General features: G+C 73.4%; 10 protein-coding genes. All 10 read right to left on the reverse strand.

The genetic code is table 11. The features are described from left to right. Positions 1-93: 93 nt before the first annotated feature. On the reverse strand, positions 94-1,056 hold the full coding sequence (locus HCK04_RS22880; protein WP_142649420.1) for an aldo/keto reductase: 963 nt from the start codon (positions 1,054-1,056) through the stop codon (positions 94-96). Between the two features lie 183 nt (positions 1,057-1,239). Further along, positions 1,240-2,046, reverse strand: a complete 807-nt coding sequence (locus tag HCK04_RS41345; protein WP_205830591.1) for a cupin domain-containing protein — start codon at positions 2,044-2,046, stop codon at positions 1,240-1,242. A gap of 13 nt (positions 2,047-2,059) precedes the next feature. Further along, positions 2,060-3,367, reverse strand: coding sequence for an MFS transporter (locus HCK04_RS22890; RefSeq protein WP_205830592.1), 1,308 nt, complete (start codon positions 3,365-3,367; stop codon positions 2,060-2,062). Further along, the gene (locus HCK04_RS22895; protein WP_142649421.1) at positions 3,364-4,584 is read right to left on the reverse strand and encodes an ATP-grasp domain-containing protein; all 1,221 of its coding nucleotides are present in this window, start codon (positions 4,582-4,584) and stop codon (positions 3,364-3,366) included. The genes HCK04_RS22890 and HCK04_RS22895 overlap by 4 nt, the downstream gene beginning before the upstream one ends. A 305-nt stretch (positions 4,585-4,889) precedes the next feature. After that, positions 4,890-6,383, reverse strand: a complete 1,494-nt coding sequence (locus tag HCK04_RS22900) for an MFS transporter (RefSeq protein ID WP_142649422.1) — start codon at positions 6,381-6,383, stop codon at positions 4,890-4,892. 33 nt (positions 6,384-6,416) lie between these two features. Then, positions 6,417-7,895 (reverse strand): FAD-dependent oxidoreductase, encoded by a 1,479-nt coding sequence (locus HCK04_RS22905; RefSeq protein WP_142649423.1) that lies wholly within the window; start codon positions 7,893-7,895, stop codon positions 6,417-6,419. Further along, positions 7,892-10,069 (reverse strand): molybdopterin oxidoreductase family protein, encoded by a 2,178-nt coding sequence (locus tag HCK04_RS22910; protein ID WP_142649424.1) that lies wholly within the window; start codon positions 10,067-10,069, stop codon positions 7,892-7,894. Before HCK04_RS22910 ends, HCK04_RS22905 begins: the two co-directional genes overlap by 4 nt. A 33-nt stretch (positions 10,070-10,102) precedes the next feature. Beyond that, positions 10,103-11,185: a 3-deoxy-7-phosphoheptulonate synthase gene (gene aroF, locus HCK04_RS22915; RefSeq protein ID WP_142649425.1), complete on the reverse strand. Its 1,083-nt coding sequence runs from the start codon at positions 11,183-11,185 to the stop codon at positions 10,103-10,105. Positions 11,186-11,374: 189 nt separating this feature from the next. Beyond that, positions 11,375-13,066 carry a class I adenylate-forming enzyme family protein gene (locus HCK04_RS22920; RefSeq protein WP_142649426.1) on the reverse strand — a complete coding sequence of 564 codons (1,692 nt, stop codon included), beginning with the start codon at positions 13,064-13,066 and terminating at the stop codon, positions 11,375-11,377. A 5-nt stretch (positions 13,067-13,071) separates the two neighbouring features. Beyond that, complete coding sequence (locus HCK04_RS22925) at positions 13,072-14,163, reverse strand: prephenate dehydrogenase/arogenate dehydrogenase family protein (RefSeq protein ID WP_142649427.1); 1,092 nt, start codon at positions 14,161-14,163, stop codon at positions 13,072-13,074. Between the last annotated feature and the right edge of the window lies 1 nt (position 14,164).

A 14,164-nucleotide genomic window follows, 5' to 3' on the forward strand; every position in this document is an offset into this window, starting at 1 on the left:
AGTCCCTGAGCCTCTGAGCCCCTGCGCCACGGCCCCCGCCGCGGCCCCGGCAGGGGGGTGACCTGTCCCTGAGGTGAGCTGACAGGGGCGAGCTCACTCCTCCCGCAGCGGATACGTCCCTGCGAGGCGGGCCTTGACCGGCTCGGGCAGCAGGATGCCGGTCGCGGTGAGGTTCATCTCCAGGTGGACCAGGTCGCGCGTGCTCGGCACCGGCACGATGTCGTCGCCGCGCGCCAGCAGCCAGGCGATGGCCAGCCGCCCGATGCCGATGTCCATGTCGGCCGCCACCCCCTGGGCGTCGCGCAGCCGCTGCAGCTCCGCCTCCAGGTTCTCCTGGGAGAAACGCGGGTCGAGGCGGCGTACGTCTCCGGGGCCGAGCTGCACCGGCGAGGTGATCCGGCCGGTCAGGAAGCCCCGGCCGAGCGGCCGGCCGGCGACGACGCCCATCCCCAGCTCGCGCGCCACCGGCAGCACCTCCAGCTCCGCCCGGCGCTGCCACAGGGAGTACTCCACCGCGACGGCGGCGACGGGCCGCGCCGCGTGCGCGCGCCGCAACCGGTTTCCGTCGACGCCGCGAACGCCGATGTGCGCGATCTTCCCCGCGTCCTGGAGGCGGCCGGCCACGCCCATCGTCTCCTCGATCGGCGCGCCGGTGGCGCCGGGGTCCACCACGAACAGGTCGATCTGCTCCATCCCCAGGCGGGCCAGAGACGCGTCGCAGGCGCGGCCGAGGTCCTCGGGGCGGGACACGTGGTCTCGCCCCTCCCAGCGGCCGGCGCCGGTCCGTCCGGCCGCGCGGCCGTATCCGGGGCCATGGGGCGCCGCCGCGATCAGGGCCTCGTCGCGCCGGTGGGCGACGGCCTTGCCCACCAGGCGCTCGGCCTCGCCGTCGGCGTCGATCAGGTCGATCAGCGACACGCCGCCGTCGAGCGCGCGCATGACGACCCGCATCGCCTCATCGTGGTCGACCGGGCCGTACGCGCCGGTCAGCGCGGTGCAGCCGAGCCCGAGGCTCGTGGAGACCAGGCCCTGCCCGCCGAGGTTCACGCGTCGCATGACGCCGCCCGCGTGCCGGGTCGCGGTGACAGATTGATTGGTTTGGATATCGCTTGGTCATTCACGTGGACACCGTTGAAAATAATGGAGATTCGAGAAAGTCGATGATGCACCGGATACCACTCATATTGCGCGAGGCGGATTTTCCGCCCCCAGTTTTCCCTATCACTGCGACCGACCGCATCACAAATCCGGCACACCATCATGCAGATATGACGGCAATTCGGCCACGGAGCCGCCGAACACGACGAAGCGGCTGGCGAGGCGGCCCGTGTGGGGGTTGCGGGCTCCGTGCCGGACGCCCGGCGGCGCGAAGACGCCGTCGCCCGGCCCCAGCTCCACCCACCGGTCGTGCAGGTAGAACTGCCCCTCACCCTCGAAGACGAAGTACACGGTCTCGCTCTCCTCGTGCTGACGCACCCCGAGCGTCTCGCCCGGCAGCATGATCCCGCAACGCAGGCAGAGCCCCGCGCGACCGGCTCCCGGCCGGAACAGCACGCTCGCCACGGGCGGGGTCAGCCAGGTCTCGCCGTTCCAGAGCGAGCGGAACCGGGCCGGGCCCGCGGCGCCCGTGCCGCCTGAGGACGGCACGGCGCTCCAGACGTAGACGGTCATCTCCCGGTCGCCGGCCGACAGGGAGTAGGGGCTGCCCACGGGCGAATACAACGCCGAGGCGGCGCGCATCCGGCTGATCTCGTAGCCCACGGTGCCGACGCCCGCGCCGGCCAGCACGACCGCGACCTGCTCGGCCGCCGCCGCGCCGGGCGGCGACCACTGGCGGCCCGCGGGGATGCGGACCGCCTCGACCGTGGAGTGCCACGCGCCGATGTGCGGGCCGGCCACCGGGCTCACCCAGCAGTCGCCGTGCCGCCGATACTCCAGCTCCGCGCCCCGCAGCACCACGCCGGTCTCCTGCCGGGTCTCCTGCCGGGTGTCCTGCCGGGCGTCCTGCCGGGTCTCCTGCACGGCCTCTCGGACGGTGAGATTCATGGCGTCTCCCTGGTCACGCCCGCGCGAGCTGTTCGGCACGGGCGGCGGGGCGGGTGAGGATCGCGTGGTACTGCCAGATGATCACCAGGCCGAAGACGCCGTACATCGCGGCCATGCCCCACGGGGGAAGGACCGAGCCGATCGTGATGCACAGCGACGCGACCACCAGGGCCACCCGGATGTTGAGGTTGTAGACCGCCATGTAGCGGGTGCGGGACGCGGCCGGCACCATGTCGGCGAGCAGCGCCTGCCGCACCGGCACGTCCATCAGTTCGCCGATGGTGAGCACCAGCGCGGCCACGAGCAGCACCCAGCCGGTGTCGCTGACGGCCAGCACCATGTATCCGGCGGCGAACAGCCCCGCTCCGGCGTACAGCCGGACCCGGTCGGGCACCCGGCGCAGCACGACGTGGGCGACGAGCGCGAGCGCCACGACCAGCACGGTGTTCTCCGCGCGGAGGATGCCGAGCATCTCCACGCCGTCCACGCGGATCGACCACGAGCCGATCGACAGCAGGTCCTGCGCCGGCAGATCTCTGGCCAGCCGTACGCCGATGTAGTTGATCAGTTGCAGCTCGATGGACATGAACAGTGTGGCGGCGATCAGCAGCCGGCCGAAGGCCCGGTCCTGGAGCACCAGCCGGTAGCCGTTGGCGAAGTCCCGCAGGATCGACCCGCGCGGCCCGCTCTCCCCCGGCCCACTCTCCCCCGGCCCGGTCGGCTCGGTGTCCTCGGGCTTGGTCTCCGCGATGAAGAAGTACGTCGCCGCGGCGATCGCGACCGTGCCCGTGGCCGCCAGGGCCAGCAGCAGCGTGAAGTGGCCGTTGTAGAGGAAGCCGCCGAGCAGCGCGCCGACGGCCAGCGCGAGGTTGATCGACCAGTAGTTGATCGTGTAGACGAGCTTGCGGCTCTCGGGGGTCGTGACGTCGAGGATCATCGCGTCGTTCGCCGGCATCGCGAAGCTCGCGGCGAACTTGTTGACGAGGTAGCCGCAGTAGACGATCGCCGGGTTGTGCCAGGAGGGCGAGTCGGCGACCGCCATGAGCGCGAACGTCAGGCAGACGCCGGTCTCGCCGAGCAGCAGCGTGCGCCGCCGCCCGCGGGCGTCGGACATGTGCCCGCCCGCCAGCGTGCCCACGACGCCGAGCACCATGACGGTCACGACCAGCACGCCCGCGACCGCCACGCCGTACTCGAAGGCGAGATAGATGGCCATGAACGACATGACCATCGAGTCGAGCAGGCGCTGCAGGAAGCCGACCGCGATGCGGATGCGCAGGTTGGGATGAAGCACTGCCGGGTGGAGTGCGGCCAGGTTCACGACGTCACACCCGCTCCGACGGGCTCGCCCGCCTCGACCCGGACGAGCGAGTGGACGTGCCGCGCCCGCGCGACGGCCTGCTCCTCGGTCTCCCCGGTCACGACGACGAAGCCGTGGCGGGTGCGCCAGTCCACCGTCTCCGGGATCCGGTCGCCCGGCCGGAACGGGAACTCCAGCATGTCGACGTAGTCGAGCGCCCTGGCCTCCTCCACGCCGGAGACGGCGCGGACCTCGCCGGGGGTCAGGCTGAAGTAGGAGATGTGGGCGACCGCACGGCGCTCCACCGTGCCCGGCGCCTTTCCGCCGAGGATCCGGAACACGGCCCGCTCGATGTCGAGCCCGGTGGCGAGCTGCACCAGGCGCGGGATCTGGTCGCCGCCGAGCCGCGCCTGTGACTCGACGATCCGGGGACCGGCCGCGGTCCAGATGATCTCGGTGTGGGCCGGGCCGGTCTGGTATCCGGTCAGCCGCAGCATCTCGATCGTCAGCTCGGCCATCGCCTCGGTGTCCGGCCCGGCGGGCGCGGGGTGCACGTGCCCGGCCTCCACGAACAGCGGCGGCGGGCCGAGCACCTTGCGGGTGACGCCCACCACCTGGTGGCGGCCGTGGTCGCTGAGCGACTCCACGCTGAATTCGGGGCCGCGCAGATACTCCTCCACCAGCACCGGGCCGGCGTAGCCGTACGAGTCGAGCAGCGCGCCCCACTCGGCGACCTGGCCGGGCTCGCGCAGCAGGTAGACGCCCCGGCTGCCGGCCAGCTCCGTCGGCTTGACGACCACGGGCAGCTCGAAGCCGTCGAGCAGGGCGGGCACGTCCTGCCAGCGCGCCGCGTGGGCGAAGCGCACCGGCGACAGGCCGTGCCCGGCGAGCAGCCGCCGGAGCTGGAGCTTGTCGTTGAGCAGTTCGATCGAGCGTGCGGGGTTGACCGCCTTGCCGAGGTCCTCCGCGATGCGGTAGGTCGCGAGCATGCTCTCCTCGGCGCCGATGTGGTAGACGAAATCGGGGTCGAAGTCGCGCACCGCCTGCCGTACGGTCCGGTCGAACGCGACGGGGTCGGAGAAGTCCGTCAGCACGAAGGCGTCGGCCAGGTCGGCGATGCCGGCCAGGTAGTCCGGCGTCTGCAGGGTGGGATCCCAGACCGCGCAGATCCGGTGCCCCTCCTCACGGGCCTTGATGACGAACGCCCGGTAGGGCATGACCATGACGAGGTCGCTCACCGGGTCCCTCCCTTCTTTCTCCTGGATGCGGGTGATCAGCGGTCAGTAGGGCAGCCGGCGGCCCGACGGGGTGCGCAGGTCGGGCGCGGCGTTCGACTGGGGCTTCCTGGTCGGCTTGCCGACTTGAATGCGACGTGCCATCGAAATCCCTCCACATCCCTGGTGAACCGTTTCGCGTGCCCTCTGACCAGCACGCTGGCACGCGCCCATGGCCGCCACAACGGCCGCGCACCCTAATGACCAGGCCGGATGACGTAAGGGGCAGACGGCCTACAACTTTGGTTACGCCGGGGTGCTACGAAAATTCACACCCGGGCGTAGGCGAAGCTCGGCGCGCGGCTCGGCCCGCGCCGCAGGTAGGTCCACCACGTGAGCCCGGCGAGCAGCACGTAGGAACCGACGAAGATCCACAGGGCGGGCAGCGACCAGCCCGCGTGCTCCTGTGCGACACGAGCCGCCGCGGCGCCGGTCACGCCCTTCATCGCGCTCGCCGCGTCGGTGCTCGCCACGCGGAACACCTGCTGGATCAGGAACCCGCCGAACGCGCCGATCGCCCCGGCGATGCCGATCACGGCCGCCGCCTTGCGCTTGTAGTCCGGCGCGGTCGCCGCCGGGTCGAGGCCGCGCCTGGCCGCCTCCCTGCGCCCCAGCTCGCCGAAGATCACCGGGATCATCCGGTACGTCGAGCCGTTGCCCACCCCGGAGCAGGCGAAGACCACCAGGTAGGAGCAGAAGAACAGGCCGAAGTCGTGGCGGATGACCCCGCCCGCCGCCGCGACCGTCGCCACCACCATCCCGGCGAAGACGGCCAGCGTGACCCGGGCCCCGCCGTACCGGTCGGACAGCCTGCCCCCGAAGGGCCGGGCGACGGAGCCGACCAGCGCCCCAACGAAGCCCAGCCCGGCGAGGTAGTCGCGGATGAACGGATGCTGCGCCAGGAACTCCGGGAACGTCGTCCTGATCACCAGCGGCAGCGCGAAGGAGAACCCGATGAACGAGCCGAACGTGCCGATGTAGAGCAGCGACACGATCCAGGTCTGCCCGTGCCGCAGCGCCGCGGCGTACGACCGGGGGTCGGCCTTGGCCTCGGCCAGGCTGTCCATGAACAACCAGGCGCCGAGCGCGGCGACCACGATGAACGGCATCCAGATGAGCCCGGCGTACGCGAGGTGGACCTGTGTGCCCGACGCCGCCACGGGCACGCCCGCGACGACCACCAGCGGCACCAGGAGCTGGACGACCGCGACGCCGAGGTTGCCGCCGGCCGCGTTGAGGCCGAGCGCGAAGCCCTTGCGCCGCTCCGGATAGAAGAACGAGATGTTCGCCATCGAGGAGGAGAAGTTGCCGCCGCCGACGCCCGCCGTGGCGGAGCAGGCGAGCAGGACCCAGAACGTCGTGTCGTGGTCCTGCGCGGCCAGCCACCCGCTCGGCACGACGAACGCCAGCAGCGCCGACGGCACCAGCAGCAGCGCCGCCGATATCACCGTCCACAACCGGCCGCCGAAGCGCGGCACCGCGAACGTGTACGGGATCCGGATCGCCGAGCCGACCAGGTTGGGCACGGAGACGAGCCAGAACGACTCCGACACGCTCATCGGCAGCCCGGCGGCGGGCAGGCTCAGCACCACCACCGACCACAGCACCCAGATAGCGAAGCCCAGGTGCTCGGTGAACACCGAGAAGATCAGGTTGCGCCGGGCCACCCGGCGGCCGGTGGTCTCCCAGAACTCCTCGTCCTCCGGGTTCCAGTGTTCGATCCAGCCGCGGCCGCGCCGGGCGGCCGCCGTCGTTTCGCTCATGCGGGTCTCCTTGTCAGCGTGGTCGTAGGGATCTCATTGGGCATGCGCCACCCCCGCGGCGTCCTCCTTGTCGGCCCGGGCGAGCCAGCGGGCGATGCCGCAGACCGTGTCGGTGCAGGTGCCGCAGCCGGTGGTCGCCCGGGTGGCCGAGGCGAGGGCGGTCAGGTCGCGGGCTCCGGACCGCCACGCGGCGACCAGCGTGTTCTTGCTGACCGCGTTGCAGCGGCACACGACGCTCGTCCCCGGCAGCGCCGCCGCGTCCGTGCCGCCGGGCGCCCCGCCCTCGCCGTACGGCATGGCCCGGCCGAGCAGCAGCGCGAGCCGGTCGGGCGGCACGGGCAGGCCGCGGTCGTAGAACTGGGTGATCGTGGCGGCTGCGTCGGGCACGCCGAGCGCGATGGCCCCCGCGACCCGCTCGTCGCGGACGACGAGCTTGGCGTAGCGGCCCCGGGCCGGCTCGCTGAGCCACAGCACCTCGGCGCGCGGGTCGTCCGGCCCGGCGTGCACGTCGCCGAGCGAGGCCAGGTCCACCCCGCTCGCCTTGAGCCGGGTCACCACCTTCGTGCCGCGGTAGGGCGAGCGCGTGCCGGTGAGCAGCGCGGCCAGCGCGGCGGCCTGCTCCCAGGCGGGCTGCACCAGGCCGGGCACCGTGCCGGGATGCCGGGCGCAGTCGCCGATGGCGTGGATCAGCGGGTCGTTCGTGCGCAGGTCGTCGTCCACCAGCACGCCGCCGTCGACGGCGAGCCCGGCCGCCGACGCCTGCGCGGTCTGCGGGCGGACCCCCGCCGCCACGACGACGAGGTCGGCCTCGACCAGCCGTCCGTCGTCCAGCTTCAGCCCGTCGCCGGGCAGATAGCGGGCCGCGCGCGAGTTCACCAGCACCCGCACGCCGAGGCCGCGCAGGACCTGGGCGAGCACCTCGCCCGCGCCGTCGTCGAGCTGGCGCTCCATCAGGTGGCGGCGCGGATGGACGACGGTGACCGCGTTGCCGCGCTCGGCCAGGCCGCGCGCCGCCTCCAGGCCGAGCAGGCCGCCGCCGAGCACGGCCACCCGCACGCCGCCGCGGGTTCCGGCGGTGATCGCGGCGCAGTCGTCCAGCGTGCGGAACGTGGCCACGCCGGGGGCGAGACCGCCGTCGTCGCCGGTCAGCCCCTCCACCGGCGGCACCCACGCACGCGCGCCGGTCGCCAGCACGAGCACGTCGTAGCCGATCCGCGTGCCGTCGTCGAGCGTGACACCGCGCCCCTCGCGGTCGATCGAGACGACCTCGCGGCCCCGATGCACCTCCACGCCGTGCGCGGCGGCCCAGCCCTCGTCCTGCAGCCGCACCGACGCCGGGGACATCGCGCCCGCCAGCACGTTCGACAGCAGGACCCGGTTGTACGGCGGGTGCGGCTCGTCGCCGATCGCGACGATGGCGACGCGCTCTCCCGCCGGATCACGGCGGCGGATCTCCTCCGCCAGCCGGGCGCCGGCCATGCCATAGCCGGCGATCACGACCCTGGTAGTCACTGCGCCTCCCGTTCGCCCGCTGGCGTCAGCCGTACGGCGCAGACCTTGAATTCGGGCATCCGGCTGACGGGATCGAGCGCCGGATTCGTCACGAGGTTGGCGCGCTGGGCGCCCGGGAAGTGGAACGGCAGGAAGACCACGTCGGGCCGCATCGACGGCACGCAGCGCACCGGGACGACGACCCGCCCGCGCCTGCCGACGACCGCCGCCGCCGCGCCGTCGCTCAGCCCGGCCCGCCGCGCGGTGTCCGGGTGCACCTCGACGTACGCCTCGGGCACGGCCGCGCGCAGCTCCTCCACACGCCGGGTCTGCGCGCCCGACTGGTAGTGCTGGAGCACCCGCCCGGTGATCGCGTACAGGGGGAACTCCTCGTCCGGCGGCTCGGCCGGCCCCTTGTGGTCCACCGCGGCGAACCTGGCCCGCCCGTCGGGGTGGGCGAACCGGTCCAGGAACAGCCGCGGCGTCCCCGGATGCCCCGGCTTGTCGTGCTCCGGCTTGTCGTGCCCCGGCTTGTCGCGCTCCGGCTGCCCGTGCTCGGGCCGCCGGGGGACGGGCCAGTGGAGCCGCTCCCCTGCGCGCAGCCGGTCCCAGGTCACGCCCGAATAGTCGGCGGGGCCGCCCTCCGACGCCGCCCGCAGCTCGGTGAAGACCGTCTCGGGGTCGGCGGGGAAGCGCTCGGGCGGCTGCCCGAGCAGTACGGCCAGGTCGTGCAGGACCTCCAGGTCGGTGCGCACCCCGGGCGGCGGGGCCAGCGCGCGGCGGCGCAGCAGCACGCGTCCTTCGAGGTTGGTCAGCGTGCCGTCCTCCTCGGCCCACTGCGTGATGGGCAGGACCACGTCGGCCATCCGGGCCGTCTCCGACAGCACGATGTCGGAGACCACGAGCAGGTCGAGCGCGGCCAGCCGGTCGGCCACCCGGGCCGAGTGCGGCGCCGACACGGCCGGGTTGCTGCCGAACACCAGCAGCGCGGACGGGCCGCCGCCGGTGCCGAGCGCGTCGAGCAGCTCGAACGCCGAGCGCCCCGGGCCGGGCAGCGCGGACGGCTCGATCCCCCACACCCGTGCCACGTGCGCGCGGGCCGCCGGATCGTCGATCTTCCGGTAGCCGGGAAGCTGGTCGGCCTTCTGCCCGTGCTCGCGCCCGCCCTGGCCGTTGCCCTGGCCGGTCAGGCAGCCCCAGCCCGAGCCGCGGCGGCCGGGCAGGCCCAGCGCGAGCGCCAGGTTGATCCAGGCCCCGGCCGTGTCCACGCCCGTGGCGTGCTGCTCCACCCCCCTGGCGGTCAGCACGTACGCGCTCGCGGCCTCGGACAGCATCGCGGCGGCCCTGCGCTGGTCGGCGGCGGCGACGCCGGTCACCCGCTCGACCCGCTCGGGCCACCAGGCGGCGGCCACCCGCCAGGTCTCCTCGAAGCCGGTCGTCCGCTCGGCGACGTACGCGTGGTCGAGCCGGCCGCCGGCCACGGCGGCGTGGAGGATGCCGAGCGCCAGCGCGAGGTCGGTGCCCGGGGCCGGCGCGAGGTGCAGCGCCGCACGCTCGGCCGTCGGGGTGCGCCGGGGATCGACCACGATCAGCCCCCCGGCGTCCATGGCGCGGCGCAGGTGGGACAGGAACGGCGGCATCGTCTCGGCCGGGTTGGCCCCGGCGAGCAGCACCGCGTCCGCGCCCTCCAGGTCGGTCAGGGGGAACGGCAGCCCCCGGTCGAGGCCGAAGGCGCGGTGCGCCGCGGCCGCCGCCGACGACATGCAGAACCTGCCGTTGTAGTCGACCTGCGAGGTGCCGAGCGCCACCCGGGCGAACTTGCCGAGCAGGTAGGCCTTCTCGTTGGTGAGTCCGCCGCCGCCGAAGACCGCGACGGCGTCGGGTCCGCGCTCCGCGGAGATCTCCTTGATCCTGCGGGCGACGAGGCCGAGCGCCTCGTCCCAGCTCGCCGGGCGCAGGGTGCCGCCGTCCCGGACGAGCGGCGTGGTGAGCCGGGCCGGCGAGCCGAGCAGGGCCGCGGAGGTCCAGCCCTTCTGGCACAGTCCGCCCGCGGACGGGTCGCGGGGCCGCACCCGCACCGAGGCGCGGCCCGCCGGGCTGAGAGTCATCCCGCACTGCAACGCACAATACGGACAGTGAGTGTCAACGGCGCCGACGTCGGCGTCCGCCAGGCGCGTGCTCGTCGCCGCGCGCATCGCTCCACCTCCTCGACCGGCACTCGTACGCGGCTAGACGACGTCGGAGGTGAGGGCGTCGTGGATCTCGGAGTAGTCGGCGGCCGGGGCCGGGGACAGCCGGCGGCCGACGCCGAGCGCGAGCATCTCCAGGCGGCCCATCAGCCGGGCGAAGTCCTCGGGGAGCAGCGCCTGCTTGCCGTCGCACAACGCCTGCTCGGGCTGAACGTGCACGTCGATCAGCAGGGCGTCCGCGCCCGCCGCGACGGCGGCCAGCGTGAGCGGCTCGATGAGGTCGGGGATGCCGAGGGAGTGGCTCGGGTCGACCATCACCGGCAGGTGGGTGCGCCGCTTGAGCAGCGCGACCGCCGACAGGTCGAGCGTGAAGCGGGTGGCCCCCTCGAACGTCCTGATCCCCCGCTCGCACAGCACGACCTGGTCGTTGCCCTCGGCGAGGAGATACTCGGCGGCGGTGAGCAGCTCGTCGACCGTGCAGCCGAAGCCGCGCTTGAGCACGGCCGGCATGCCGCTGCGGCCCACCTCGGTCAGCAGCTCGAAGTTCTGCATGTTGCGGGTGCCGATCTGGAAGCCGTCGACCACCTCGGCCATCCGCTCGACGTGCCGGGGATCGACCACCTCGGTGAGGATCGGCAGGCCGGTCTCCTCCCTGGCCCGCACCAGCAGGTCGAGGCCCGCCCACTTGAGGCCCTGGAAGGAGTAGGGCGTCGTGCGCGGCTTGAACGCGCCGCCGCGCAGGCCGACCGCGCCGTGCCGGGCGACGGCCCCGGCCGTGGACATCATCTGCCCGGGGTTCTCGACGGCGCAGGGCCCGGCGAAGACGGCGACGTCCCCGTCCCCGATCACCGCGGAGCCGATGGTCACGGCCGTGCCCGAGGGGAACAGCTCGCGCCGGCCGAGCCGGAAGCCGCCGCTCGCCCGCGTCGTCTGCCGGGGCCCGGGCAGGTCGGCCGGGAGGGGCAGCAGGGCGCCGGGCCCCTGGGCCACCATCACGTGCGCCCCGCCCAGCCGGTACGTCGTGGTCGTGGTGCCGGTGGAGTCGAAGTGCTGGGCCCACCCGGCGATGCCGGACGGATCGATCGTCGAGTCGAACACCAGCAACAGCTCGGCGTCGGTCATGGGAGTCCTCCACATCCGTGTGGTCGGGTCTTCGTGCTGTCGGGTCTGTGCGGGGTCGCGACGGGATGGTGTCCGCGTGTGCGCCGCCGGGCCGGTCCTGGGGGGGATGTCCGGCCCGGCGGCGCGGATCGGGTGCGGATCGCCGTTGATCCGCACGGGGATGGCGGGAATCGGGGGCGGCGGGCGGGATCAGACGAAGACGTCGTTGAGGATCGTGCCGAGCGTCTTGCCGCTGTTCTCACGGATGTAGGTGGACAGCGAGCTGTACTTCTCCCGCAGCCGGCGCTTGAGGACCTTGCCGGTGACGCCGACCGGGAAGTCCTCCTCGCTGCGCGCGACCTCCAGCATGGTCAGCTCGGGGTGACCGGCGGCCTTCAGCTTCTCGTTCGCCTCGTTGAGCAGCCGCTGCGCGTCCGGCCGCTCGGCGCTGGACGTCACGACCGCCACCGGGACCGTACGGCCGCGGTGGATGCCCGCCACCACGGCGCAGTCGAGGACCTCGGGCAGCTCGTTGAGCAGCAGCTCCTCCATGAAGACCGAGTAGCCGGTGCCGGTCGGGGTCTCGATCGCGTCCACCGCCCGGTCGACCTGGAAGTAGTTGCCCGCCTCGTCGCGGTAGGCCATGTCGCCGGTCAGCCAGTAGCCCGACAGCTTGCTGCGGTAGGTCGTGTCGGAGTCGCTCCAGTATCCGGCGGTGATCGCCGGGCCCTTCGCGCCGAGCAGGCCGACCTCGTTGACGTCGGCGATCGTGCCGTCCCTGCGCAGCACCGCGACCTCGGCGACGCCGACCGGCTTGCCCACGCAGCGGTCGTTGCGCTCGTCGGCGAGCGTACGGACCTTCAGCAGCACGCCCCAGCCCAGCTCGGTGGTGCCGAGACGGTCGAAGAACGCGGCCGGCGGCAGCGAGGGGTCGCGCTTGGCCAGGATGCCCTTGATGTGCTTCTCGTGGACCGCGTCGCCGATGGAGATCCAGACGTTGACCGAGTCGATCGATCCGGCCGGCAGGTCCGCGGCGGCCAGCTCGGCGTACGCGTGGCCGAAGGCCATGACGGTCGTCGGGCGGTACTTCTCGACGGCCTTGGCCAGCTCGGGGCCGCTGGTGTCGAACCAGGGCACGATCGGCGTGCCGCCGAGCACGGCGTACGTCGTGTAGGCGATGCAGCCGAGGTGCGACTGCGGCAGCGCGGTCATCATGACGGCGCCCGGCTGCTCGTGGTGGTCCACGAGACGGAACCGCGGCCCGGCCACGCACGAGCGGTGGGTCTGGATGACCGGCTTGGGCCGCCCGGTGGTGCCGGAGGAGTGCAGGATCGAGACCGGGTCCTCGCCGACGTGGCGGAAGCGGGCCTCCTGCGGCAGCTTCGCCGCCGGGGGCGCGGGCAGCTCCTCGGCCACCTGCGTCCACCGCAGGCCGGGCAGCAGGTGGAACTCCTCGCCGAGGATCTCCAGGTGGGCGAGGTCGGTGTACATGCCGACCGGGTTGGTCTGGCGGCACAGCTCGGTGGCGATGTAGCGCGAGGCCTTGCTGTTGACCAGCACCGCAACCGCGCCGATCTGGGCCAGCGCGTAGAAGTGCAGGGAGTAGGCGAAGGAGTCCTCCAGGTAGATGGCCACGCGGTCGCGGGGCCGCACGCCCTGGCGCAGGTACCACACCGACCAGCTCTGGGCCAGCTCGTCCAGCTCCAGCAGGCTCCACTCGGTCTGCTGCTCGCCCTTGGTGTTGGTCAGCGGCCTGCCCAGGTGGATGAACGGGAGCTCCGGGTGGGGGTTGGCCTCGATGGCCTTCGTCAGCAGGTTGCCGCCGCCGAGGTCGGGGTCCGCGGCGAGCCTGGCGCGCTGCTCCGTCGTGAGGACGGTCTCGTGGGAGATGGAGATGGTCATCGATCTCACCTTTCGGTAGTGACGGGAGATGAGGTGCTCGTGGTGGGGCCGGGCTGATAAGGGGGTTCGTAGGTGGGGAGTGCGCCGAACATCCCGGCGCACGTGTCGCGGTAGAAGCCGAGATCGGGGCCGAGGAGGTCGCGTAGCCCGCCCAGGGCCGCCGCGAACTCCGCCTCCCCGTCCGCGCGGCCGTCGAGGAGGCCGGCGAGGGTGCGTACGCCGTCGGCCAGCGCCGCGCGGGCGGCGGCGGCCTGCGGGTTGGCCGACTGGACGTCCCAGTAGACCTCCGGGGTGCCCGAGGCGATCCGGGCCAGCAGCGCGAGCATCGTGGCGTGGGGCGGCGGGGCGACGGCGGCCAGTTCGGCGACGCGGACGCCGAGGCCGGCCAGCGCCAGCCCGAACGACAGCACCGCCGCGTGGGTGAGCGCCTGTGTCGCCGCGGCCAGCCGGTCGTGCTCGTGCGCGCCGAGCCGTACGGCACGGCCGCCCCAGCTCTCGACCAGCCGCAGCAGCGCCCGGGTGCGCGGGCCGTCGTGGACCACGACGGCGGCGACCGGCCGCCCCGCGAAGCCGAGCGACGGGGCGAACATCGGGTTGAGACCGGCCGCCTCGACGTTCCCGGCGTGGGCCAGGATCTCGTCGGCGATCGGGCCCTTGACCGAGAGCGTGTCGGCGAGCAGCGCGCCCGGCCGCATCGCGGCGGCCACCTGCTTCACCGCCGCCAGCGCCACCTGCTCGGGCACCGCGAGCAGGACCAGGTCGGCCCGCCCGAGCTCCTCGGCGAGCTCGGGCCCGATGTCCGTGATGTCGCCCCGCAGGACCCTCGCCTCACCGGCCGGGGGAGCCCCTGCCGTGGACTCCTGCGAGGCGACGTTCACGGCCGGCGCGGACCGGGTGGCGCCTTCCCCGGTGGCGGCGCCGGGCGCGGGGTCGACGACGAGCACCTCGGCGCCGGACCGCAGCAGGTGCCCGGCGAACAGGCCGCCCACGGCGCCCGCGCCGCCGACGACGACGCAGCGCCGCAGCAGGCCCGTGTCTCCGTGGTCCGCCGTCCGGCGGTCCCCGTGATCCGTCGTCGTGTGGTCCCCGCGGGTCATC

The organism is Microbispora sp. CL1-1, from assembly GCF_012034195.1.
Classification (GTDB): Bacteria; Actinomycetota; Actinomycetes; order Streptosporangiales; family Streptosporangiaceae; genus Microbispora.

Excerpts from the sequence above, each read along its gene's own strand:
- HCK04_RS22900 (WP_142649422.1), bottom strand. The coding sequence starts at position 6,383 with ATGAGCGAAACGACGGCGGCCGCCCGGCGCGGCCGCGGCTGGATCGAA.
- HCK04_RS22925 (WP_142649427.1), bottom strand. The coding sequence starts at position 14,163 with ATGACCCGCGGGGACCACACGACGACGGATCACGGGGACCGCCGGACG.
- HCK04_RS22920 (WP_142649426.1), bottom strand. The coding sequence starts at position 13,066 with ATGACCATCTCCATCTCCCACGAGACCGTCCTCACGACGGAGCAGCGC.
- aroF (WP_142649425.1), bottom strand. The coding sequence starts at position 11,185 with ATGACCGACGCCGAGCTGTTGCTGGTGTTCGACTCGACGATCGATCCG.
- HCK04_RS41345 (WP_205830591.1), bottom strand. The coding sequence starts at position 2,046 with ATGAATCTCACCGTCCGAGAGGCCGTGCAGGAGACCCGGCAGGACGCC.
- HCK04_RS22880 (WP_142649420.1), bottom strand. The coding sequence starts at position 1,056 with ATGCGACGCGTGAACCTCGGCGGGCAGGGCCTGGTCTCCACGAGCCTC.
- HCK04_RS22910 (WP_142649424.1), bottom strand. The coding sequence starts at position 10,069 with ATGCGCGCGGCGACGAGCACGCGCCTGGCGGACGCCGACGTCGGCGCC.